The organism is Bradyrhizobium sp. SZCCHNR1093, from assembly GCF_032381175.1.
Taxonomy (GTDB): Bacteria; Pseudomonadota; Alphaproteobacteria; order Rhizobiales; family Xanthobacteraceae; genus Bradyrhizobium.
Genome location: NZ_JAUHJJ010000003.1, coordinates 74,693 through 99,171, shown reverse-complemented (window position 1 = coordinate 99,171; position 24,479 = coordinate 74,693). Strand labels below are relative to the sequence as shown.

The 24,479-nt window shown below is 65.7% G+C and carries 18 protein-coding genes; 7 read left to right on the top strand and 11 right to left on the bottom strand.

Going from position 1 to position 24,479, the window contains the following annotated elements; translation table 11 throughout:
* The first annotated feature begins 133 nt into the window (after positions 1 to 133).
* From QX070_RS11540 to QX070_RS11530, 3 genes are all read left to right on the top strand, one after another.
* Positions 134 to 595, top strand: coding sequence for an Lrp/AsnC family transcriptional regulator (locus tag QX070_RS11540; RefSeq protein ID WP_315737180.1), 462 nt, complete (start codon positions 134 to 136; stop codon positions 593 to 595).
* Positions 596 to 1,744: 1,149 nt separating this feature from the next.
* Positions 1,745 to 2,848 carry a ferredoxin gene (locus QX070_RS11535; protein WP_315737179.1) on the top strand — a complete coding sequence of 368 codons (1,104 nt, stop codon included), beginning with the start codon at positions 1,745 to 1,747 and terminating at the stop codon, positions 2,846 to 2,848.
* 56 nt (positions 2,849 to 2,904) lie between these two features.
* Entirely contained in the window at positions 2,905 to 4,167 is a 1,263-nt protein-coding gene (locus QX070_RS11530; protein WP_315737178.1) for a 2Fe-2S iron-sulfur cluster-binding protein, read from the top strand.
* A gap of 180 nt (positions 4,168 to 4,347) precedes the next feature.
* Here the strand turns inward: QX070_RS11530 and QX070_RS11525 are convergent, their stop codons facing one another.
* From QX070_RS11525 to QX070_RS11480, 10 genes are all read right to left on the bottom strand, one after another.
* A complete protein-coding gene (locus QX070_RS11525; RefSeq protein WP_315737177.1) occupies positions 4,348 to 5,520 on the bottom strand; it encodes a fumarylacetoacetate hydrolase family protein in 1,173 nt (390 codons plus the stop codon).
* Between the two features lie 85 nt (positions 5,521 to 5,605).
* The gene (locus QX070_RS11520) at positions 5,606 to 8,632 is read right to left on the bottom strand and encodes an autotransporter domain-containing protein (RefSeq protein ID WP_315737176.1); all 3,027 of its coding nucleotides are present in this window, start codon (positions 8,630 to 8,632) and stop codon (positions 5,606 to 5,608) included.
* 209 nt (positions 8,633 to 8,841) lie between these two features.
* Positions 8,842 to 9,795, bottom strand: coding sequence for a DMT family transporter (locus tag QX070_RS11515; protein WP_315737709.1), 954 nt, complete (start codon positions 9,793 to 9,795; stop codon positions 8,842 to 8,844).
* 196 nt (positions 9,796 to 9,991) lie between these two features.
* Complete coding sequence (locus QX070_RS11510; protein WP_315737175.1) at positions 9,992 to 10,831, bottom strand: aldo/keto reductase; 840 nt, start codon at positions 10,829 to 10,831, stop codon at positions 9,992 to 9,994.
* 211 nt (positions 10,832 to 11,042) lie between these two features.
* On the bottom strand, positions 11,043 to 13,733 hold the full coding sequence (locus tag QX070_RS11505; RefSeq protein ID WP_315737174.1) for a molybdopterin-dependent oxidoreductase: 2,691 nt from the start codon (positions 13,731 to 13,733) through the stop codon (positions 11,043 to 11,045).
* Between the two features lie 19 nt (positions 13,734 to 13,752).
* On the bottom strand, positions 13,753 to 14,967 hold the full coding sequence (locus tag QX070_RS11500; RefSeq protein ID WP_315737173.1) for an NAD(P)/FAD-dependent oxidoreductase: 1,215 nt from the start codon (positions 14,965 to 14,967) through the stop codon (positions 13,753 to 13,755).
* Positions 14,968 to 14,972: 5 nt separating this feature from the next.
* Positions 14,973 to 15,398, bottom strand: coding sequence for a globin family protein (locus QX070_RS11495; protein WP_315737172.1), 426 nt, complete (start codon positions 15,396 to 15,398; stop codon positions 14,973 to 14,975).
* A gap of 84 nt (positions 15,399 to 15,482) precedes the next feature.
* Positions 15,483 to 16,274 carry an ABC transporter ATP-binding protein gene (locus tag QX070_RS11490; protein WP_315737171.1) on the bottom strand — a complete coding sequence of 264 codons (792 nt, stop codon included), beginning with the start codon at positions 16,272 to 16,274 and terminating at the stop codon, positions 15,483 to 15,485.
* A 12-nt stretch (positions 16,275 to 16,286) separates the two neighbouring features.
* A complete protein-coding gene (ntrB, locus tag QX070_RS11485) occupies positions 16,287 to 17,195 on the bottom strand; it encodes a nitrate ABC transporter permease (protein ID WP_315737170.1) in 909 nt (302 codons plus the stop codon).
* 63 nt (positions 17,196 to 17,258) lie between these two features.
* Complete coding sequence (locus QX070_RS11480) at positions 17,259 to 18,575, bottom strand: CmpA/NrtA family ABC transporter substrate-binding protein (protein WP_315737169.1); 1,317 nt, start codon at positions 18,573 to 18,575, stop codon at positions 17,259 to 17,261.
* Between the two features lie 146 nt (positions 18,576 to 18,721).
* Between QX070_RS11480 and QX070_RS11475 the strand changes: the two genes are divergently transcribed.
* From QX070_RS11475 to QX070_RS11465, 3 genes are all read left to right on the top strand, one after another.
* Positions 18,722 to 19,039, top strand: a complete 318-nt coding sequence (locus QX070_RS11475) for a hypothetical protein (RefSeq protein WP_315737168.1) — start codon at positions 18,722 to 18,724, stop codon at positions 19,037 to 19,039.
* Between the two features lie 208 nt (positions 19,040 to 19,247).
* Positions 19,248 to 20,081, top strand: coding sequence for a formate/nitrite transporter family protein (locus tag QX070_RS11470; protein WP_315737167.1), 834 nt, complete (start codon positions 19,248 to 19,250; stop codon positions 20,079 to 20,081).
* Positions 20,082 to 20,148: 67 nt separating this feature from the next.
* Positions 20,149 to 21,879, top strand: a complete 1,731-nt coding sequence (locus QX070_RS11465; RefSeq protein WP_315737166.1) for a bifunctional protein-serine/threonine kinase/phosphatase — start codon at positions 20,149 to 20,151, stop codon at positions 21,877 to 21,879.
* A gap of 23 nt (positions 21,880 to 21,902) precedes the next feature.
* On the opposite strand, the gene QX070_RS11460 is transcribed toward QX070_RS11465, so the two are convergent.
* Positions 21,903 to 22,817 (bottom strand): intradiol ring-cleavage dioxygenase, encoded by a 915-nt coding sequence (locus QX070_RS11460; protein WP_315737165.1) that lies wholly within the window; start codon positions 22,815 to 22,817, stop codon positions 21,903 to 21,905.
* A 149-nt stretch (positions 22,818 to 22,966) separates the two neighbouring features.
* Between QX070_RS11460 and QX070_RS11455 the strand changes: the two genes are divergently transcribed.
* On the top strand, positions 22,967 to 24,241 hold the full coding sequence (locus QX070_RS11455; protein ID WP_315737164.1) for a serine hydrolase domain-containing protein: 1,275 nt from the start codon (positions 22,967 to 22,969) through the stop codon (positions 24,239 to 24,241).
* The last annotated feature ends 238 nt before the right edge of the window (positions 24,242 to 24,479 follow it).

The window sequence follows — 24,479 nt, the reverse complement described above, 5'->3', positions numbered from 1 at the left end:
GCTCCCGGGGGATTGTTTGGATTCTGCAAGCCTAATCCTGTCGACGAGACCATAATTCTCAAATTTTCGCGCATCATGGGCCATTATTGGGATATTTTTCCATCCGATCACCACTTCTAGGGATGCCATCCCAATGCCCGACCTCGACGCCATCGACCGCAAGATCCTCGCCCATCTCCAGGCCGACGGCCGCATCACCATGCAGGAGCTCGCCGACAAGGTCGGACTGTCGGTGTCGCCCTGCCACCGCCGCGTCAAGCTGCTGGAGGAGCGCGGCGTCATCACCCGCTACATCGCCACCGTCGACCAGAAGGCGCTGGGGCTGCACGTCTCCGTTTTCATCTCCATCAAGCTGGCGCGGCAGAAGGAGGAGGATCTGAAGCGGTTCGAGAAGGCGATCTCGGCCTGGCCCGAGGTGCTGGAGTGCTATCTGATGACGGGGAATCGCGACTACCTGCTGCGCGTGGTCGCGGCTGATCTCTCCTCCTATGAAGCGTTCCTGAAAACCAAGCTGACTCGTCTCGACGGCATCGCCTCGATCGAAAGTAGCTTTGCGCTGAGCCAGGTGAAGTATTCGATCGCGCTGCCGGTGTGAGGCCAGCTGCCTCAGCAATCTCAGCTGTCGTCCCGGCGAACGCCGGGACCCATACTCCGCGGCAGTTATTGTGAAGAAAGACTGGGTCGACATCGTGCGCAACAACATCTCCCTGGGGTTATGTGTCCCGGCGTTCGCCGGGACGACACTGGAATCCTGGGCGAGAGCGCTCGTCCCCCAACGCCGGCGATCTATCGCCACATGCGTTCGCAGTCCCGCGGCGGGTTGCGCCCGAGCTATGCTGATCGCTTCACCCTCCTCGACAACAGAGGGCGCAGGGAAGGCCGGGCGCTGGCCGCGCCCGTGGCCCGCCTGCGAAAAAAAAATGCAGGCGGCAGGTACCACAGGTCTGGCCGAACACGCCCGGCCCTCCCTGCGCGATGGTTTTGACGGCTGCTTCGCGTTCTCCCCGGTGCGCCGGCTTTTGGCCACCGTGCGCGACGATGCGCTTTGCGCGCTCCGCCGCGGGACACCAGCATCGGGGTGCCAGGACCGCGCGACTTGACCGTGCGTGCATCGCTGTTCGTCCGCGCGAATGATCACGCTGCAACGACACACGCCCATCGCATTCCGCTGCCGACGTCCATGACGACCGCGATACGTCCCCTCCGACGCAACGGAACGGGCGGGACTCTAATGCTGATTTTACGAAATAGACAAGCGATTTATTTTTCCGCACAGGGCTGGACAGGATTTCTCGCGCACGCCCCGATTTGCCCGACGGGCAGCTTTCGCATGCCGCATCCCACGCACACGCGCCTTCATTGCGCCTGCGATCTGTCACGGTGAAGGCCGTCATTGATCCAGATCAAACGCACTCGAAAACAAACCTCGATCCAGATCAAATGCTTGATGCTCCTCGATTTGATCCAGATCAAACGGCCGCAGGCCCACCGCAGCATGGCCCAGACACGTCCATATTGGCCGTCAAAAAGCGCCACATCTCGTCGGCAGATTCCGCGGCACAGCATGCGCTGATGACGCGAACTAACAGGCCTGGCGGACGAGCACGTCTGGCCCGGCCTCGTCACACCAGCGCGCCGTGCCAAGTAACCAGCGTCCTGGAAAGCAATGCGAAACAACAGCGCTCAACGTTCGTCCCAATACGACTACGCTTCGCACCGTCGAGAGGCCCGGCCGCTCACACACGTGGCCGTGCAGGTGGCTCCCGCCAGGTATCAGCCGGCCGCGCAGCCGGGCAGCCGCAGCACCGGCCGGGCCGAGCGGCGATTCTGGCTGACCATGCAGACGGTCATGCTGGTCGTCGGCGTGCTGCTGGTGAATCTGCTGCTGTTCTTCCCTGCGCTCGGCATCGCCCTGATGTGGAATCTGCTGATTCCGGTCGCGCCGGCGCTGGTGACGATCTCGCCCGGCCTGTGGCGCAACATCTGTCCGATGGCGACCTTTCATCTCTTGCCGAACAAGATGGGCATCTCGCAGAACATCCGGATGCCGGAATGGGGCGCGGCGACCTTAGCGGTGATCAGCGTAACCTCGCTCTTCATCGTCGTGCCGATGCGGCGCATCGGACTCAATGTTGACGGGCCGTTGACGGCGCTCATGCTGCTGTCGGCTGCGGTCATGGCGTTCGCGATGGGCTCGGTGTTCGAGATGCGCTCGGGCTGGTGCACCTCGCTGTGCCCGATCCACCCCGTCGAGCGTCTGTACGGCACCAACCCCGCTCTCACCTTCAAGAACGCCCGCTGCAATATCTGCGAGGCCTGCAGCAATCCGTGCCCGGACTCGACGCCGGAGCTGACGCCGACCGCGGGCGTGCCGACGAAGGTGCAGCAGTTCCTCGGCAACTTCCTGATCGGCAGCTTTCCCGGCTTCGTCTGGGGCTGGTTCCAGGTGCCGGATTATCCGCCGCAGCAGGTCGGGAGTGCCGAGATCATCACTGCCTATGTCTGGCCGTTCGGCGCGGCCGTCATCAGCTACATCGTGTTCAGGATCGGCGAGCACATGCTGCGCTACAAGCCGGCCACCCGCACCCGGATGCACCGCATCTTCGCCGCGACGGCGGTCAGCACCTACTATTGGTATCGCCTGCCCGGTCCGGCGTCGCTGCTGCCGGACTGGTTTCCGCTGGTCTCGCACCTCGTCACGACGCCGTTCTTCTTCTGGTTCCTGGTGCTGCGCTCGCCGAAGGTGAGCTGGCTGAAGCGGCCGGTGATGGCCTCGAACTACTGGTCGAGCCGGTTCGAGAGCACGGCCAACAAGAACCTCATCCGCGTCTCACCCGACAGGGCGTGATCCCGCGGCGTCCTTCAGCCCACATTGTCACAGCGTATTCGATCGAGGAGTGAACCATGTCGAACTTCAGGACCGTCACCGTCAAGGGCCGCCAGTTCCGCGTCCGCGCGGGTGACGTGCTGCTCGATGGCGCGCTGGCCAACGGCGTCGAGATTCCGTTCGACTGCCGCGCCGGCACCTGCGGCACCTGCATGGTTCATGTCTCCAAGGGCCAGACGGTGTGCGGCGAGACGCATACGCAGGGCATGATCTACGCCTGCCAGGCGCGCGTCGTGTCCGACCTCGACGTCGAGATGGAGGACGTGCCCGAGATCGACACCAGCAAGGCGCGCCTGGTCGGCCTGCGCGAGGTCGCGCCCGACATCATGGAGCTGATGATCGCCCCGGAGAAGAGCATCAGCTATCTGCCGGGGCAGTACTTCAAGTTCACCTTCAACGGCTATCCGGCGCGCGCCTACAGCCCCACCGCCTCGTTCGACGGCCGCATCGGCGGCCGCGTCATCCATCTCAACATCAAGCGCGTGCGCGGCGGCCGCGTGACGACGGCGCTCGGCAGCGGCATCCGTCCCGGCCATCGCTTGCGCATCCAGGGGCCCTACGGCCATGCGTTCCTGCGCCCCGGCGGGACCGGCCGGCTGATCCTCGTCGGCAGCGGCACCGGCTTTGCGCCGATCTGGGCGATCGCGGCGATGGCGCTGCGCGAGCAGCGCGGCCGGCCGATGGTGATCATCGCCGGCGCCAAGAAGCTGCCGCAGCTCTACATGACGCCGATCCTGGCACAGCTCGCGCGGCTGCCCAACGTCACGATCATCCCGACCGTCGAGGAAGGCCCGATCAATCATCCCTCGATCCGCACCGGACGGATCGAGCCGCACATGCCGACCTTGACCGCCTCCGACGTCGTCTATGCCTGCGGCTCGCCGCGCATGGTCAGCGCGCTCGCCGGCATGGTCGAGAAGGCCGGCGCGACCTTCTATGCCGATCCGTTCGACCCAGCTCCGCCGGAAGCGCCGTCCGGCCTGATCGGACGCATCAAGACGCTGGTGGCGCGGCGGCCGCCGGAGCCCGAGCCGAGCCGCGACAGCGGCAAGGGCCGTGAGGCTTCGCTCGATCCGTTCGAGCGGGCGCTATCGCTGGTGCCGAAGGATCCGATCGAGGATGATCTCGGCCTGCGCCGCCCCGAGCCGCGCCGCAGCGCGGCGGCCGAGCGCGACCATGCATTGTCGGTGGTGCGAGAGCGTGCCGCGCTGGGCGATCCCACGCAGTTGCAGGAGCGCGCCCGCCGCGCCGCCGGGCAGATGGCGTCGGGGCACGTGTGAGGACTGCGGCCGGGTATCCGCAACAGGGCGACCGCATACGAGGACCAGAGCGCCGTCCTCGTCTATCTCCATGTCGTCATGGCCGGGCTTGTCCCGGCCATCCACGTCATTCGGCATACGTGGGAGGACGTGGATGCCCGGGACAAGCCCGGGCATGACGGAATAACGACTAAGCAAGCCTCAGATCAGCTTGCGCCGCGCCAAACTCCGCATCAAGGCACCGACGCCGAAAGTCCACGGCTCGCATTCGTCGCTGTTGCGCATGCGGTTGACGAGGCGGCCGAGCTGCGGCGCTGAAATGGTGACGATGTCGTCGCGCTTGTGCGTAAAACCCTGGCCCGGCGCGTCGCGGTCCTTGACGGGCGCGAACATCGTGCCGAGGAACAGCGCGAAGCCGTCGGGATATTGATGCACGGCGCCGATGGTCTGGGCGACGAGATCGGTCGGATCGCGGCTGATCTTGCTGATGGAGGAATGACCGTCGAGCACGAAGCCGTCGCTGCCGGTCACGGTCAGCGCGACATCCATTTGCCTGACGTCGTCGAGCGAAAAGCTCTTGTCGAACAGCCGCAGCAGCGGGCCGATGGCACAGGAGGCGTTGTTGTCCTTGGCCTTTGACAGCAGCAGCGCCGAGCGGCCCTCGAAGTCGCGCAGGTTGACGTCATTGCCGAGCATCGCGCCGACGATGCGGCCGCGGCTCGACACCGCCAGCACCACCTCCGGCTCCGGATTGTTCCAGGTCGATTTCGGATGCAGCCCGGCATCCATGCCGGTGCCGACAGATGACAAGGTCGGCGCCTTGGTGAAGACCTCGGCATCGGGCCCGATGCCGACCTCGAGATACTGGCTCCAGGCGTTCTGCTCGATCAGCACCTGCTTCAGGTGCATCGCCTGGTCCGAGCCCGGCTTGAGCTTGGAGAAATCGTCGCCGACGAGACGCACCACCTCCTTGCGGATCGCCTCGGCGGAGGCCGGGTTGCCGCGCGCGCGCTCCTCGATGACACGCTCCAGCATCGAGATCGCGAAGGTGACACCCGCGGCCTTCAGCACCTGCAGATCGACCGGCGCCAGCAGCCACGGCTTGGCCGGATTGCGGCGATCCGGCGGCGTGTTGGCGAGGATGGCGGCGAGATCGCCGATGCGCTCGCCTTTCATCGCGCGCAGGGCCGCCGCCGGATCGTCGTGCTCGCAGAGGGCGCTGACGGTGGGGAAAGCCGAGGTGACGTCATAAACGCCGTCATCGCGCACCGCGACCACGGCCGGTCCGTCCACGTCGGGGCGCCAGACCCGGCCGACCAGCGTCCCGCTGGGGCCGTCGTCGGGCAGGACGGTCTCGGGCGTCAGGTTGATCATGGCGTCGTGCTCCCTGTTGTTCTTGTTGCTCAGCGCACCCCTAGCATCGGTGCACGCCGGCTCCAAGCCACACGACGTCGCGCAATCACCAACTGTAGCGCAGCACGCCCTTGCCGGCGTAGGAGCGGCTGATGGACGAGAACTCGCCCTCGAAGGTCACAGCCGCCGACCAGCCGTTGCGCCAGGCCATTTCGGCCGAGGCCGTGGTCAGCGCAAGGTCGCGCGACTGCGCAGCGCCGTTGACGACGAAACTCGTGCCCGGGAGCAGCTGGAAGCCGGCGGTCATGGTGCGATCCGGGTTGAAATTGTGCGCCCAGGCGGCGCGGCCGCGCAGCGACAACACGCCATCGGCGAGCACGAAAGCCCGGTCGAAACGCGCGCCGATCTCGATGCGCGCATCGGTCACGGTCTTGCCGGCATAGGTCAGCGCGAAGGTCCCGGCGCCGGAGAGCACCTGCTCGGCATAGGACGGCAGCACGTAAGCCGTCGCCTGGCCGCCGAGATAGGGCGTGATCCCGCCCCACGGCGTGGCATAGCGGCGGCCGGCCTCGAGGCGGGCCGAATAGGCCGACGCATTGAAGCGGGCGCGGAGCTGGTCGACGCCGGCGACGGTCACGGTGCGGTCGGTGGTCACGTCGTGCCAGCCATAGGCGAGCGCGGCGGCAAGATAATTCGGGCCGTTGCGATAGCGGGCGAAGGCGCCAGCCTGGAACAGGTCGGAGCGGCCGCTGCCGCCGCCATTGACGCCGAAGCTGGTGCCGCCGCCGGACAGCGCGAAGCCGGCCAGCCAGCTCGGCGACACGATGTAATCGGCGCCGGCGGCCAAGCCGACCTCGCGGATCGTGGCGTTGTTCGAGCCGAGCGCGGCGTTGCCATCGGTGAACGAGCCGCCGCCGAACGGCGCGGCCCAGGTGCTCCAGCGCTCATCGAAGCGCTGGGCCGGTGTGGCCTTCACCTGCATGCGCGCGAAGGCATCGCGCGGCGCGGCGCCCTTCCCTGCGTCGGCGAACGCTGCAGCCGGACTAGATGCGTTCGCGCTGCGACCGGCGACGAAAGGATCGGTCATCAGGCCAAGAAAGATCTTCATCGAGTCGAACATCGCCTGCTGCGGAGCGGTGGCGATCTCGCCGGAGACCTGCGTCAGGCCGGCCGGGGTCAGCGCGCCGAAGGCGAGCGGAATGCCGCCGGTGCGATTGAAATAGCCGGTCGTGGTGTCCGTGACGTTCTGCTGGTTGGTGTTGTTGGTGCCGGTCGAGCCAAGCGTCAGGTTCAGATAGACGTTGTTGGCGTCGTAGCTCAGACGAGAAGTGAAATTGGCCGGCAGGTTGGTGTTGACCAGCGCATTGAAGGTGCCGCTGACGCCGCCGGTCGCATTGACGATCGTGTACTGCTTGTTGACGTAGCTGCCGGGCGCGAAACTCGCCTGCACGGTGGCGCCGCCGAGCGTCGCCGTTCCCGTCACGTTGACCCGATCGGCATTGGCCGGGGATACCTCGACCATGTAGCTCGCAGCCGTCGTGAACACGAGGTTGCCCTGCACGGTGAGCAGCCCGATCGAATTGCCCGGCGCGAGTGCGCCGCCATTGACCAGCGTGCTACCGACGATGCCGTTGCCGCCGAGCGCGCCGCCGGAATTCACCACGACAATGCTGCCGGCGATCGAGCCGTTCACGGCGAGGATGCCGCCGTCGATCGTGGTCGTGCCGGTATAGGTATTGACGCCGGACAATGTCAGCTTGCCGCTGCCGACCTTGGTCAGCGAGCCTGGGCCGATGGTGCCGCACCCGCAAGGATCGGTGTCGCCGATCACGCCGGAGACCTCGGTGGAGAGATTGTTGCCGCCGACCACCAGCGTGTTGAAGGCGCCGATGTAGTAGTTGCCGGAGCCCGCCAGCGAGCCGGCGGTGATGCGGCCGTCGCCATTGACACCCGTGCTACCGGAGAAATCGACCACGCCGGTGCCATTGGTGACGAACTGGGCGGTGCCGCCGGTCGTATTGTCGAGGAAGCGGGTGCGGCCGCCATCATTGGTGATGATCGTGGCGGAGCCGGCGCTGGCGTGATCGAAGAACAGCGTCGAGCCGCCGTCATTGGTGGTGACGGTCGCGTTCGCCGCGGTGGAATGGGCGTTGAACTGGACCTGGCCGTTCATGTTGTTGGTGATGGTGGCATTGCCGGCCGACGGGGTGTCGCTGCCGAAGCCGATCCCGAACATCACGTAGGAATTGCCGCCATTGGTGATGACCGCATTGGCGGCCGTGGCGGCATTGACGAACGCCAGCATGCTGAACGTGTCGTTCGTGATCGTCGCGTTGCCGGCGCTGGTACTGGCGTTGAACAGCGTACGGCCCTGATGGTTGGTGATCACGGCGCTGCCGGCCGTGGCCGTGTCCGTGCCGCCGGCGACACCGAACGCGGTCGTGGCGATCGACTGGTTCACGATCGTCATCGTGCCGGCGGAGCTCGCACCGAGGAAGTTGGTGGTGCCGCCATCATTGGTGAGCGAGACGATGCCGGACGTGTCGGCCCTAACGATGTTGAAGATGCCGAAATTCGACACGTCGCCGACGATCCGGGCGGTGTGGGTGGCATCGCCGAGCTGCAGGGTCGCGACGCTGCCGATGAAGGTGCCGCCGGAGTAGGAATTGGTGCCGAGCAGGATGGTGGTGCTGTTGCCGAGCAATTCGGCGCGCACGCCGGCAACGGTCTCGCCGAGGTTGTTGCCGATGGTGATGGTCTGGCCGGAATTGGCGTTGTTGATGAAGCCCCAGCCGGAGCCGGCGACGCCGAAATTCACGTCGGCGCCGCCGATCGAATAGGACTGGGCGTTGCTGAGGAAGATCCAGGAATCCGGATTGATCGGCGCGGTGACCGTGATGGTCGATGCGCCGGTGGCCCCGAACAGCGCCTCCTGGCCGCCCGATGCCGGCGGCGCGCCGGCCGGCGGGGTCTCCCAGTTGGTCGAGAGATTGTAGTCGGAGGTCGTCGTCGTGGCGCCGGGACCGCCCCAGGTGTAGTCGGTTTGCGCCTGCGCGGCCGTCGTCAGCCCGAGCCCGACCACGAGCACCAATCCGCCAACCCGCCAGCGGACAGCCGTGTTGTCGCCCGACATCCCCACTCCGACACTCCCAAGCCCTGCTCTGCACGTTCTCGTGCAGTCCAAGACCTAGCAGCTCAGACTTGGTGGTCGGGACGGGATGCGAATGCGTTTTTCCAATGATTTCAGATCATTACGCGTTTCGCACCGGTTGTGGCGATCGCGCAACGCATCCGCCCAAAAATTCACACCCCCGTATTCGCCAGGGATGCGCGAGCGAGGGCTCACGGATTCGGCGAGCTCTCGCCGGCGACCTGCAGCAGTTGCGAGCGGCGGACGCGCTCGCGATGGGCGGTGTAGAGGCCGCTGGAGACGATGAAGGCGGCGCCGACAATGGTCCAGACGTCCGGCACCTCGCCGAACACCAGGAAGCCGAGGATGCTGACCCACAGGAGCTGGGTGTAGGAGAACGGCGCCAGCACCGAGGCGTCGGCATAGCGGAACGCCAGCACGACGATCCACTGCCCCATGGTCGAGGCGACGCCGACCAGCACGCCGAAGCCGATGTCCTGCCAGGACGGCGTGGTCCAGACGAACGGCACGATTGCCGTGAGCACGCAGAGGCCGGCGATCGACGAATAGGTCATGATCGTGATGGCGTGCTCACGCCCGCTCATCATCCGCGTCATGATCAGCGTGCAGGCCCAGGCGAAGGCCGAGGCGATCGGGAACAAGGCGGCGAGATGGAACGCGCCGGTGCCGGGGCGGAGAATGATCAGCACGCCAAACAACCCGACCGCGGTCGCGATCCAGCGGCGCAGGCCGACCTTCTCGCTGAGGAACACGATCGACAACGCGGTGACGAACAGCGGCGCGACGAAGCCGGTGGCGGAAGCCTCGGCGATCGGCAGATAGCGTAAACCGGTGATGAACATCAGCGACGAGCCGAGCAGCGCAACGCCGCGCAGCAGTTGGAACTTGAGCCGCTCGGTGCGCATCGCGAACAGCGGCGAGCCCGGGATCATCGCCGGCACCATGATCGCTGCGAATATGACGAAGCGGATCCAGGTGATCTCGATCGAGGGCAGCGTCTTCGAGAGATATTTCGCTGTGACGTCCGAGGTGCCGAGGAACACGGTCGACAGCAGGATCAGCGCGATGCCGCGGAACGGCCGGTCGGCCCGCGCGGGCGCGCGCTTGCGCGTGGCCTGCGGCTTCTCCTGCACGGAGGTCGGCACGTCGTCGAGGCGCGCGGCTGCGGCCGCACTCGGTGGCGGGGTCACGGTCGAACTCGGGAGTTTTGGAACGGGGACGATTCGGTGAGTGGCGACAAAACGCCAATCGCGACGCCGCGACAACCCATCGAAGCGGGCAGCACTTATGCGTTGCCACGCGCCGGAGTAGCAAACATCCGTAATTTTCCGTGATGCTGCATTACAGCATGGGCAGCCCGCGCGGCTTCGGCCCGCGCGGAAAGGCGCGATCGATTGCGGCGATCTCGGCTGCGGTCAGCTCGATGTCGCCGGCCGCGGCATTCTGCTCGGCATGCTCGGGCCGCGACGCCTTGGGGATCGCGAGCAGCGACGACGCCCGCGTCAGGAAGGCGAGCGCGATCTGGCGCGGCGTTGCGCCATGCTGCTCCGCGATGCGCTGCAGCACCTCGCCGCCGGCGCTGCGGCGTTCCGGAAAGTCGTCATGGCCGAACGGCGAGTAGGCGACGACGGCGACGCCATGCTGGCCGCACCACGGGATCACCGCGTGCTCGATGGCGCGCTCCTGCAGATGGTAGAGCACCTGGTTGCAGGCGATCTTGCCCTCGCCTGCGACCTTCAGCAGTTCATCGAGATCGTCGACGTCGAAATTGCTGACGCCCCAGGACCCGATCTTGCCGGCGGCCTTGAGCTCCTCGAACGCCGCCACCGTTTCCGCGAGCGGATAGGAGCCCGGCCAGTGCAGGAGATAGCAGTCGAGCCGGTCGGTCTTCAGCCGCTTCAGCGAGCGCTCGCAGGCGGTGATGGTGCCCTTGCGCGAGGCGTTGCTTGGCAGCACCTTCGAGACCAGGAATACGTCGTCACGCCGGCCGGCGATGGCCTCGGCGATGACCAGCTCGGCATCGCCATACATCTCCGCGGTATCGATGTGGCTCATGCCGAGATCCAGGCCGCGCCGCAACGTGGCGATGGCGCGGCTGCGATCGGCGTGGTCGAGATACCAGGTGCCCTGCCCGATGACGGAGACGCTGGCTCCGCCGGTTCCGAATGTCTTGTGCTTCATGCGCGGGAGCATAGTGGATGAGGCGCACGACGTCGATTGGGTGCCTCCCTGCTCAAGGCATCTGACGCGCCTCCACACCCACGTCATTCCGGTTCGACGCGTCAGCGTCGAACCCGGAATCCCGAGCTCGTCTTGCGCTGTTTCATTTCCACCATGTCGAGATTCCGGGTTCGAGGCCGTTGGCCTCGCCCCGGAATGACAGTGTTCTCGGCTAGCTCGCCGCCGCGATGGGCGGGGCGTCCGTGGCCGTCTGCGCGATCAGCCGCTTCATCTCCGGAATGCACGAGCCGCAATTGGTGCCGGCCTTGAGCTGCGCACCGATGGCGGCGGGCGTGCGCGCGCCGCCGGCGATGGCGTCGCAGATGGTATCGCGGCCGACGCCGAAGCAGGCGCAGACGATCGGGCCGCCGCCGACGCCGTCGGGCGCGCGGCCGGACAGCAGCACGCGGCGCTGGTCGTCGTCGAGGCGATCGGCGGCGAACATCGTCTTCACGACGTTCCAGTCGCCGGCATCATGGCCGGGGCCGACGAAGAGACAGGTTTCGATGCGATCGCCGGCGAACGACGCGGCGCGATAGACGCCGCCGCCGACATCCATGTAGTCCGTGACGTCGTCGGTGGCGCGCGCCTTGAACCAGGCCGGCCAGCGCGACAGATCGCCGTTATCGGCGAACAGATAGCCCAAGCCGCCCTGCACCGTCGCGCGTGCCCACCACAGGTTGGACGGCAGCGTGAGCTCGTTGCGCGACAGGATGAAGCCGCGGAATACGTACTCATAAGAACTGATCGCAGCCGGGGTCGCCTTGGCCTCGGGCTGGCCGGAGAACGGATCGGTGTGGGAGGCGACCAGCGCGCCGACGCGGCCATGCGAGGCGTTGGTGGCGTTCCAATGGATCGGCGCGAACAGCATGCCGCGCTGCTGGCGCTCGCTGACCACGACCTTGAGGATGCACTGGCCGTGCTCGGTCGTCACCTTGGCGAAGCCGTCATGCATCAGGCCGTATTTCAGCGCGTCGTCCGGATGCACCTCGACGAACGGCTCCGGCAGATGCGCTGATAGCCGCGGGCTCAAGCCCGTGCGCGTCATCGTGTGCCACTGGTCGCGGATGCGCCCGGTGTTCAGGCGCAGCGGGCGGGCGGCGGTGGTCTCACCGCGCAGCGCCGGCACTTCCGGCGCGACGAAGCGCGCTTTGCTGTCGTTGGTGAAGAAGGCGCCGTCGGCGAAAAAGCGCGGCTCGGGCGGCTTGCCCGCGCGCGCCGGCCATTGCACCGGCGCCATCGTCTCGTATTCGTCGTCAGTGAGCGAGGCCAGCGCGCCGATGTCGAAATCGCGCGTGCCGTCGTTCTCGAACGCCGACAATGCCGCATGCTCGCGGAACACGTCGGCCGCAGAGTTGTAGTTGAAGGCGCCCGCGTGGCCGAGCCGTTTGCCGACCTCGCTCAGGATCCACCAGTCCGGCATGGCCTCGCCGGCCGGCGCAAGGAAGGCGCGCTGGCGCGAGATGCGGCGCTCGGAATTGGTGACCGTGCCCGACTTCTCGCCCCAGGCCTGCGCCGGCAGCAGCACGTGGACGCCGGCATCGACGGTGTCGTTGGAGCGGACGTTCTCGGACACGACGAACAGCTCGAGCTTCTTGAGCGCGGCGCGGACCAGATCGGCGTCCGGCAGCGACACCGCGGGGTTGGTGCCGATCACCCACAACGCCTTGATCTCGCCGCGCGCGATCGCCTCGAACATCTGCACCGCCTTGAGACCCTCATGGGTGGCGATGTCCTTGGCCTTCCAGAAGCGGCGGACGCGGTCGATGTCTGGCGGCGTGAAGCCCATGTGGGCCGCGAGCTGGTTGGCGAGCCCGCCGACCTCGCGGCCGCCCATCGCATTGGGTTGGCCGGTCAGCGAGAACGGCCCCATGCCCGGCTTGCCGATGCGCGCCGTCGCGAGATGGCAGTTGAGGATCGCGTTGACCTTGTCGGTGCCCTGCGCCGACTGGTTGACGCCCTGCGAATAGAGGGTGACGACCTTGGGAGTATCGCGGAACAGCTTGAAGAAGGCGACGACGTCGACCTCGGACAGGCCGGTGGCGAGCGCGGTCGCCGCGGCGCTGCCGGCGAGGCTGCGGGCGCGAGCCAGGGTCTCGTCGAAGCCGCTGGTGTGAGCGTTGATGTAGTCGTGATCGAGCGCACCGCTGTCGGCGAGATGCACCAGCAGGCCGGAGAACAGCGCCGCATCAGTGCCAGGCTTCAATCCCAGGAACAGATCGGCGTCGCTCGACGTGTCGGTGCGACGTGGATCGATGACCACGAACCTGGCGCCGCGCGTCTGCTTGTTGGCCAGCATGCGCTGATACAGCACCGGATGGCACCAGGCGGCATTGCTGCCCACGAAGACCAGCAGATCGGCCTGATCGAGATCCTCATAGGTGCCGGGCACGGTGTCGGCGCCGAAGGCGCGGCGGTGGCCGGCGACCGACGAGGCCATGCACAGCCGCGAGTTGGTGTCGACATTGGCCGAGCCGAGAAAGCCTTTCATCAGCTTGTTGGCGACGTAATAGTCCTCGGTCAGCATCTGGCCGGAGAGATAGAACGCCACCGCATCCTCGCCGTCGCGGGCGACGATGTGCTTCAGGCGGGTCGCGACGTGATCGAGCGCATCGCTCCACGCCACCCGCTGCATGCCGCCCTTGCAGCGGATCATCGGGTACAGCAGCCGGCTCTCGAGCCCGAGCGTCTCGCCGAGCGCCGAGCCCTTGGAGCAAAGCCGGCCGAGATTGGCGGGGTGCATCGGATCGCCGGAGATGGCAGCGCCGCCGCGGCCGTCGGGCGTGGCGAGCACGCCACAACCGACACCACAGTAAGGACACGCAGTGCGCACCGTCAGCAGCTTCGGATCGACCGTCGTCATCGTCGTGCGTGGCCCCTTCTCACGCTGCCTGCGGCCGCGCGCCCGCGCGGCCGAACATCATCGCCGTCCGAATCGCTGCAACCGGCTCGCGGCTCCGGATCAGCTCGCGATACCACAACGCGTCCTGAGTCTCACCGATCAGCACGGCGCCGGTGAGGCGCCCCTCCGTGATGACGAGCTTCTTGTAGATGCCGCGTTTGGCATCGTTGAGCACGATCGCCTCGCTGCCCTCGGCGCCGATGAAGTCGCCCGCCGAGAACACGGATACGCCGGACACTTTCAAGTTGGTCGACACGACGCTGCCGCCATAGGCCGCCTGGCGGCCGGCCAGATGTCGCGCCAGCACCCGCGCCTGCTCGTAGGCAGGCTCGACCAGCCCATAACAGGTGCCGCGATGCTCGGCGCATTCGCCGAGCGCGAAGATGCCGGGGGCCGAGGTCTGCATGGCGTCATCGACGACGATGCCGCGGTTGACGGCGAGCCCCGCCTCTTTCGCCAGCGCAACGTTCGGCCGGATTCCGGCCGCGAAGATCACGGCGTCGGTGGCGAGGCGCCGTCCATCGGCCAGTTCGACTCCTTCGACCCGCCCGTCCCCATGGATGGCCGCGGTGCTGGCATTGAGCAGAACCTCGATCCCCTTGCGCGCCACCAGCGCCTTCAGCAACGCGGCCGCCGGCGCATCGAGCTGCCGCTCCATCAGCCGGTCCATCAGATGCAACAGCGTCACCCTGGCGCCGGCACGCGCCAGGCCATAGGCCGCTTCCAGCCCGAGCAGGCCGCCGCCGACGACCACCACGCGCCCCTTCTTCGCCGCGAGCGCCAACAGCACGTCGGTATCGCGGCTGTCACGGAACGTATGCACGCCCGGCAGATCGGCGCCGGGCACGGGAAGCCGCAGCGGCAGCGAGCCGGTGGCCAGGACCAGGCGCGAGAACGCCACGTTCTCATCGTTCTCGATCTGGAGCTCGCGGCGGCCGACATCGATGGCGGTCGCGCGCGCACCGTATTTCAGCGTCACGCCGCGCTCGCGCCACCAGGTGGCTGGCTTGAGCTCGATCTCGTGGGACGCGGCCTCGCCGGCCAGCACCGACGACAGCAGCACGCGGTTGTACGCCAGACGCGGCTCCTCGCCGATGACGGCGATCGCGTAGCGGCCGAGCGCGGTCTGCGACAGCTCCTCGGCCAGCTTTGCAGCGGCCATGCCATTGCCGACGATGACGAGCGGTTCACTCAACGATGCTACTCCGCAGCCTGCGCCTTGCCGTAGGCTTCCGCGATCATGAAGCCGGACAGCGTGCCATAGGCCGCGGTCCAGGCCTCGGCGACCTCGGGCGTCCAGGCCTCGCCCAGTCCCTTCTCCAGGGTCCACAGCAGCGCAGAGCCGACCACCGGATAGTGCTCGGGCTTGGCACCATAATCGACGTGGCGCTTGGCCAGCGCGCTTGCCGCTGGCAGGATCGCAGGCAAGTTCGCCAATCCATTGACGACGACCGCCAGCGTCGCCATCAGCTTCTTGCGCTGCTCGGTGAGATCGTCTGGAAACATCGGCCGCACCTGCGGCGCGACCTCGAACAAGCGATCGTAGAAGATGCCCGCGGCCTGGTCGGAGATCGGCGCGACCTTGGCAAAGCTGTCCTGAACCAATGCGATCTGAGACGGCGTCATGGGAAATCCTTCGATGATGGAGACGAGAACCCGTTAGTCGCCCGAGGCGGAGGGCGGTTCGATCCGTCCTCCGCGTTCGAATCGTCACGCCGCCTCGACGTAGCGATGGCGCTCATAGAGGAATTCCAGCACGCGCTGGCGGCACTTCACGTAGGTCGCGTTGGTCGCGAGCTCGAGCCGCTTGCGCGGACGCGGCAGCGCGACCTCGAGCACCTCGCCGATCCGTGCGCTCGGACCGTTGGTCATCATCACGATACGGTCGGACAGCAACACGGCCTCGTCGACATCGTGCGTGATCATCAGGATGGTGTTGCCGAGCTTCTGATGCAGGGCCATCACGGAATCCTGCAGATGCGCCCGGGTCAGCGCATCGAGCGCGCCGAACGGCTCGTCGAGCAGCAGCACCTTCGGCTCCATGGCGAGCGCACGGGCAATGCCGACGCGCTGCTTCATGCCGCCGGAGATCTCGTTCGGACGCTTGTCCTTGGCATGGGCCATCTGCACGAGGTTCAGATTGTGCATGGTCCAGGCATCGCGCTCGGCCCGGGTCTTGGTCTTGGCGAACACCTTGTCGACGCCGAGCCGCACGTTCTCATAGACCGTGAGCCAGGGCAGCAGGCTGTGGTTCTGGAACACCACCGCGCGGTCAGGTCCCGGCGAATTGACCTCGCGCTCCTCCAGCAGCACGCCGCCGGTCGTGGCCGTGGTGAGCCCCGCCACGATGTTGAGCATCGTCGACTTGCCGCAGCCGGAATGGCCGATGATCGAGACGTACTCGCCCTTCTCGATCGAGAGGTTGATGTCCTTCAGCACTTCGGTGGTAGCGGTGCCGCGGGTGAAGGTCTTGTCGACGTGGTCGAGCTTCAGATAGGCCATGATCTCTACCTCTCAATTCGTCGCAGTGCCGCGGGTGACGATCTTGCCGACCACCGCGATCATGCGGTCGAGCACGAAGCCGATGATGCCGACATAGAACAGCGCGAGAATGATCTCGCTGATATGCGAGGAGTTCCACGCGTCCCAGATGAAGAAGCCGATGCCGACGCCGCCGATCAGCATCTCGGCCGCGACGATCGCGAGCCACGACAGGCCGATGCCGATGCGCAGGCCGGTGAAGATGTAGGGCGCGGCCGCCGGGATCATGATCTTGGCGAAGAACTCCAGCGGATTGAGCTGCACCACCGCGGCGACGTTGCGGTAGTCCTGCGGAATGTTGCGGATGCCGACCGCGGTGTTGATGATGATCGGCCACACCGAGGTGATGAAGATGACGAAGATCGCCGACGGCTGGCCGTCGCGGAAGGCCGCCAGCGACAGCGGCAGCCAGGCGAGCGGCGGGATCGTGCGCAGCACCTGGAAGATCGGATCGAGGCCGCGCATGGCCCACACCGACTGGCCGATCAGCGTGCCGACACCGACGCCGACGACGACGGCAATCGCGTAGCCGAAGGCGACGCGCCGGAGGCTGGCTTCGAGATGCCAGAACAAGCCCTTGTCGATGCCGCCATGATCGAAGAACGGATCGAAGATCAGCTCCCGGGTGTCGCTGAAGACCCGGGAGGGCGGCGGCAGCGCCGAGCCGGCCCGGCGGCAGACCAGCTCCCAAATCAGCAGGAACAGCGCCAGCACGATCAGCGGCGGCACCACGCGCACCGCGGCCTCACGTGCCATCTTTACATAGCGCTCGGCCTTCGGCGGCTGTTTGGGCGTCATCGTTACGATGGACGCCGAGGTGGACGCCGCCGCGGTCGGCACGACCTGGGGAGCACTATCGTTGCTCAACGCTGGCATGGACATCGGAAACCTTTCTCCGTGCAATGAGAGGGGCCGCGCGCTTTCCGCGCGCGGCGAGAGTCCTGATCAGGCGTCGACGCGCTTGATCGACAGCGACTTCAGGTAGGCGGTGGGATCTTCCGGATCGAACACCTTGCCATCGAAGAAGGTCTCCTTGCCGCGCGACTTGGAGGTCGGAATCTCGGCGGCGGCGACGTTCATCTCCTTGGCGGCCTCGCGCCAGATGTCCTCGCGGTTGACCTTGGCGATCAGCGACTTGGCGTCGAAGCCGGCCTCATACTTGCCCCACCGGATGTCCTCGGTGATGAACCAGAGATCGTGGCTCTGGAATGGATAGGATGCGAAGTCGCTCCAGTACTTCATGATGTGCGGCGAGTTCTCGACGACCTTGCCGGTGCCGTAGTCGAACTTGCCGGCCGAGCGCCCGGCGACGTCCTCGACCGGGCAGTTGATCCACTGCCGCTTGGCCATGATGGTCGCGAGCTCCTGCTTGTTCTCCATCTTGTCGGCCCACTGCTGGGCTTCCATCACCGCCATCGTCAACGCCTTCGCGGCCTTCGGATATTTGTCGACAAAGGCGGCGCGCATCGCGAAGGATTTTTCGGGATGCTTGTTCCAGATCTCGCCCGTCGTGACGGCGGTGTAGCCGATGCCCTGGTTGACGAGCTGCGCATTCCACGGCTCGCCGACGCAGAAGCAGTCCATGGTGCCGACCTTCATGTTGGCCACCATCTGCGGCGGCGGCACCACGATGGTCTCGATGTCCTTGTCGGGATCGATGCCGCCGGCGGCGAGCCAATAGCGGATCCAGAGATCGTGGGTGCCGCCCGGGAAGGTCATCGCTGCCTTCACGGACTTGCCGGAGGCCTTCTTCTTCTCCAGCGCGGCCTTGAACGGCGCGGTATCGAGACCGAGCTTCAGGTCGGCGTACTCCTTGCCGACCGAGATGCACTGCGCATCGAGATTGAGCCGCGCCAGGATGTACATCGGGGTCGGCTGATTGTTCTGCGTCACCTTGCCGGACGAGATCAGATACGGCATCGGCGTGAGGATGTGCGCGCCGTCGATCCCGTTGCCCTCGGAGCCGAGCACGAGGTTGTCGCGGGTCGTGCCCCATGAGGCCTGCTTCTGCACATCGACATCAGGCATGCCGTATTTCGCAAACAGGCCCTTGTCCTTGGCGACGAACAGCGGGCCGGCATCGCTGAGCGCGATGAAGCCGAGCTTGGCGCTGGTGACTTCCGGCCCCGCCCCTTGGGCGAAAGCTCCGCCCGGCAAGTTCAGCTTCGCGGCTGCAAGCAGCGCAGCCGTCCCTGCGCCGGCCTTGAGAAGCTGACGACGGCTGAGGCCGTTGCGGCGAGCAGGATTGGCAGTCTTCGTCATGAGTGCTGTCGTCCTTTGGCTGAAGAGCGCTCGATGGTGAATGGCCGTCCGTTGCGGGTCGCTGCACCACGCACAAAGGCGCGTTCCGAGGAGGCCTCGGAAGGGGCAGCGTCACGATTCGGATGAGGGTTGCGCGGACGGCATCGATGGCGTCGGACACGCTCTTTCAAGCTTCGTGCCAACACGCCGATTTGGATTTGTCAGGCAAATTCAACCCTTTAGCGTTGCACAACAATCCATCAGAGGCAGCGGGCCGCATCCAAAATTTGCGATTCGCACACTTTGTGTGCGGCGCACACAAAATAAGCATGGAGAGATTGTTCCGTGAGCATCAGGGCACCAAAAGAGCCCTTTCAGGCAGCTGCAGCAGAGAAACTCCAGCGCAGTCGCTTGAAATCACTGACTTTCTCGGTGGCGTCAAATTTGGCACACGCATTGCTTCTGGTTCTGCAAGTCAACGATGACTGCGGTTCGCCGGACTGTCGACGCCTATGGCGCTGATCTCCGGGACGGATGCGCGCACGCGACCGAGGTCTCCTCGGCGCGGTCGTCGTGACGCCCTTCCCGCATTCGACATCCGATCCGCCTGCCCGTGGCGATGTCCCTCGAGAGCCAGAACCTCTCGCAAGGCAGCGCGCAATCGACTCCCGAGAGCAAGCAAAGGACGTTTGAATGTCGTATCTCGCGCCTTCAGAATTCGTCACCAAGATGGTGGACGCAGGCGAGTCCAAGATCTTCATGTCGACCCGGGACACCGTGATCCGCGCCTACATGGCTGGCGCGATCCTGGCGCTCGCGGCCTGGTTTGCCGTCACCATCAATGTGAACACCGGCCAGCCGATCATCGGCGCCCTGTTGTTTCCGGTCGGCTTCTGCATGCTCTATTTGTTGGGCTTCGATCTGCTAACGGGTGTGTTCGTGCTGTCGCCGCTGGCCGTGATCGACAAACGTCCGGGCGTGACCATCGCAGGCGTGCTGCGCAACTGGGGACTTGTCTTCATCGGCAATTTCGCCGGAGCACTGACCGTTGCCTTCATGATGGCATTCGTGACCACGTTCGGCTTCACGCAGGAGCCGGACAAGATCGGCGCTGTGATCGGCAATATCGGTGAAGGCCGGACGCTCGGCTACGCGGCGCATGGCGCGGCCGGAATGGCGACGCTGTTCATCCGCGGCATGCTGTGCAACTGGATGGTCTCCACCGGCGTGGTCGGCGCGATGATCTCGACGACGGTCCCGGGCAAGGTGCTGGCGATGTGGATGCCGATCCTGGTCTTCTTCTACATGGTGTTCGAGCATTCGGTGGTGAACATGTTCCTGTTCCCGTCGGGGCTGATGCTCCATGCGAAGTTCTCGATCATGGACTACCTGGTCTGGAACGAGATCCCGACCGTGCTCGGCAATCTCGTCGGCGGCCTCTCGTTCACCGGCCTGACGCTCTATGCCACCCACATCAGGACGCAGCCGAAGCGTGATGCCAAGATCGCAGCTCGCGCCGCGGCCTGATTCCGTTTCCCTCGGAGAGCCCGGCCCCGGTAAGGTCGGGCTCCCTTCATTTCGCCCGACAGCCCAAATGCCATTGCGGATCACAATCGGAGCGCATTCCGACAAAGGGCAGAAGCCGGGCAACCAGGACTTCCACGGCGCTCTGATTCCCGATGAGCCGGCGCTCAGCCTGAAGGGCATCGCGATCGCGATCGCGGACGGGATCAGCAGCAGCGAGGTCAGCCACATTGCGAGCGAGTCGGCGGTCAAGAGCTTCCTGACCGACTATTACTGCACGCCGGATGCCTGGTCGGTGAAGACCTCGGTGCGACGCGTGATCGCCGCGGCCAACTCCTGGCTCTACGCCCAGACCAGAGCCAGCCAATACGCCTATGATCGCGACAAAGGTTATGTCTGCACGCTCAGCGCGATCGTGATCAAGGCGGCCACGGCGCATCTCTTCCATATCGGCGATTGTCGCATCTATCGCCCCGCAGGCCATTCGCTCGAGCAACTCACCGACGATCATCGCGTCATCATCTCGTCGCAGCAGAGCTATCTGGGGCGTGCGCTCGGGGTCAATCCCGAGGTCGAAATCGACTATCAGGCCATTCGGATCGAGCGCGGCGACATCTTCGTGCTCGCGACGGACGGCGTTCACGAGCACGTGGGCAAGCGTTTTGTCGCCAACGTGTTGAAGGAGAATTCCCACGACCTCGATCAGGCGGCCCGCATCATCGTCGCTGAGGCACTGGCGCAGGGCAGTGCGGACAATCTCACGATCCAGATCGTGCGGATCGACGAACTCGGCGCCGGCGATGCCGCCGAGATCCCGGTCCAGGCCGAGCAGCTGCCGCCGGCGCCGCTGCTGGACGCGCGGACGATCTTCGAGGGCTACCGGATCGTGCGCGAGATCCATGCCAGCAGCCGCAGCCACATCTATCTGGCCATCGACGTCGAGACGGAGCTCGCCGTCGCCCTCAAGGTGCCTTCGATCGACCTGCGCGGCGACGGCGCCTATCTCAAACGGTTCCTGATGGAAGACTGGATCGCGCGGCGGATCGATAACCCGCATGTGCTGAAGGCCTTCCCATCGACGCGGCGCCGCGATCATCTCTACGTCGTCACCGAATTCGTCGAAGGCCAGACCTTGGCGCAATGGATGATCGACCATCCCAAAGCCGATCTCGATGCCATCAGAGACATCATCGAGCAGATCGCCAAGGGGCTGCAGGCGCTGCATCGAAAGGAAATGCTGCACCAGGATCTGCGGCCGCAGAACATCATGATCGACCGGACCCGAACGGTGAAGATCATCGATTTCGGATCGGTGCGCGTCAGCGGCGTGGTCGAGGCCGACCCGGCTGCCGACCACGACAGCATCCTCGGCACCCAACAGTATACGGCGCCGGAATATTTTCTCGGCGAGGGCGGCTCCGAATGGTCCGATCAGTTCTCACTCGGGGTCATCGCTTACCAGATGCTGACGGGGCGATTGCCCTACGGCGCGCAGATGGCGCGCGCAAGAACCCGGGCACAGTTTCGCAAGGTCCGCTATCTGCCGGCCTCCGGCGATGACCAGGCCGTCCCCCTCTGGATCGACGGCGCACTTCGACGCGCCGTCCATCCCGTCGCCGCCAAACGTTACGAGAGCCTCTCCGAATTCGTCTTCGACCTTCGGCACCCCAATCCCGCCTATATCGGCGGCAACCGGACGCCCCTGATCGAGCGCAATCCGCTGCTGTTCTGGAAAGCAACGACTGCGCTGCTCGCGATCGCAGTCGTCATCCTGCTCGCGGCTCGCCACGGCGGCTGGTAGGCGGGCCTGCCGGCCGCCACAGCTCAGGCGGGTTCAGGCGCGATCGCGCCGAGCGGTCTCGGCGCCGCGCCCGCTCCCGGCTTCATGCGGAAATCATAGGTCATGAAGTGCCATGGCCCGACGGCCAGCTTGCCGTCCGGCATCACCGCGTCGCTGCGCCGCTCCACTTGGGCGACGAGGTCGTTCTTGACGCCAAACACGACATCGCTGTCGAGATATTCGTCACCGCCGACGAAGACGTGGGTGATCAGCGGCTCGTAGCCCTTGGCGTCCACCAGGAAATGCACATGAGCCGGCCGCATCGGATGGCGTTTGGTGCTCAGGATCATCTGTCCCACCGGACCGTCGGTCGGGATCGGATAGCTGCAGGGCAGGATGGTGCGGAAGAAAAAGCGACCGTCCGCATCGGTGATGAAGCGCGCCCGCGACGACGGACCATCGCTCGCGTAGGACGGCCGCTGCGAATCGTAGAAGCCCTCGTCGTCGGCATGCCAGACATCGACCGTGGCGCCTGCCAGCGGGGCACCCGACAGATCGGTGACCCGTCCCTGGACGAACATCTTCTCGCCCTTGAGATCCGCCGAGATGTCGGTGCCGTGGGGCGTCACCTTGTGCTCGCCGACGTAGAACGGGCCGAGCACGGTCGTCTCCGTCGCCCCTGCCCGGTCGCGATGATTGATGGCGTCGACCAGCATCGACACGCCGAGCACGTCGGACAGCAGGATGAACTCCTGCCGGCTCGCGGTGCAGGTCTGTCCGGTGCGGGTGAGAAAGTCGATGGCGGCGGCCCACTCGTCGAAAGTGAGCTCCGTCCGGCGCACGTAATCGTGCAGCGATTTCACCAATTCCTGCAGCAGGAATTTCGCGCGCGGATCGGGTGTCCCTTCGAAGCTCGCGACGACGGCCTCCGTGAGCTCGGCCTCGTTGAATTGTGTCATTGCCAATTCCTCCCGGCGCAAAGGGTACACGACGCATCCCTGGCCTGCCATTGGACGCGGCGCGTTTTTCGGCTATCACCCGGAACAAACGGCATGTGCGGCCGATCCTCGCGCAGGCCGCCAGAAACCGATCATAGCGGAGACGCCCGATGCTCGCCCCGACACCCGCCTCGCCCGAAACCGTCGGCATGTCGAAAGCCGCGCTCGATCGCATCGATGCCCATCTGCGGCAGCGCTATATCGAGGCCGGCCGCTTTCCCGGGACGCAGTTGATGGTCTATCGCCGCGGCAAGATCGTGCATGCGAGCTCGCTCGGCTATGCCGACGTCGAGCGCAAGGTCCCGGTCAGGGACGACACGATCTACCGCATCTATTCGATGACCAAGCCGATCACCTCGGTCGCCTTCATGATGCTGGTCGAGGAAGGCAAGGTCGCGCTCGACGAGCCGGTCGCAAAATACATTCCGGAGTGGAAGAATCTGGGCGTGTTCGTCGCCGGCACCGCGCCGGCCTTTGTCAGCCGGCCGCCGGCGCGGCCGATGCTGATCGTCGACCTCTTGCGCCACACCTCCGGCCTCACCTACGGCTTCCAGCAGCGCTCGAACGTCGATGCCGCGTATCGCGACGCGAAGATCGGCGCGGTCGAAAAGGCAGGAACGTTGCAGTCGATGATCGACGACCTGTCGCGCATTCCGCTGGAGTTCTCGCCGGGGGAAGCCTGGAACTACTCGGTCTCCACCGACGTGGTCGGCTATCTCGTCGGCAAGATCGCCGACAAGCCGTTCGAGCAAGTGCTGAAAGAGCGCATCTTCGATCCGCTCGGCATGAACGACACCGACTTCCACGTCCCCGCCGCGAAGGCGCACCGGCTGGCGGCGTGCTACTCGGCCGATGCCGGCGGCGCCTTGTCGTTCCACGCCGCCGATCGCAAGGGCGGCCTGACCTTGCAGGACGATCCCGCCACCAGCTCTTTCTTGAGCCCGCCCGACTTCATCTCAGGCGGCGGCGGTCTGTGCTCGACCACGGCGGACTATCTGACGTTCTGCCGCGCGCTGGTCAATGGCGGCGAGCTCGGCGGGGTCAGGCTGCTCGGCCCGAAGACGCTGAAGCTGATGACCTCGAACCATCTGCCGGGCGGCGTCGACCTGCCGGCGCTGTCGCGCTCGATGTTCGCGGAAGCAGCCTATAACGGCATCGGCTTCGGTCTCGGCTTCTCGGTGACGATGGATACGGCCAAGACGCTCATTCCAGGCAGCGCCGGAGAATATGCCTGGGGCGGTGCGGCCTCCACCGCGTTCTGGATCGATCCAGCCGAGGAGCTGATCACGATCTTCATGACCCAGGTGCTGCCGTCGAGCGCCTATCCGATCCGCCGCGAACTACGCACGATGGTGTATGCGGCCATCAGCGAGAGCAACGTCTAGGAGAGGCGCTGTGGCGGTAGAGCCGCTCAGGGAACCGGCGATCGCCGCGCGTTGCGCTTGGCGTGCACGCCGCGCTCTCCTATGCTGACAGTCATGTGAACGGTTGCAACCGCCGAGCCCTTGCGGAGGCAGCCGCTCCAGCCTGAAATGCGCTCGCTGCACAAGTTCGCCTCCGCCCGACGCACCTCCGCCTGCGTCAGTCCCAACGGCGATCAGCAGCGCCAGCTCAAACGGGGCA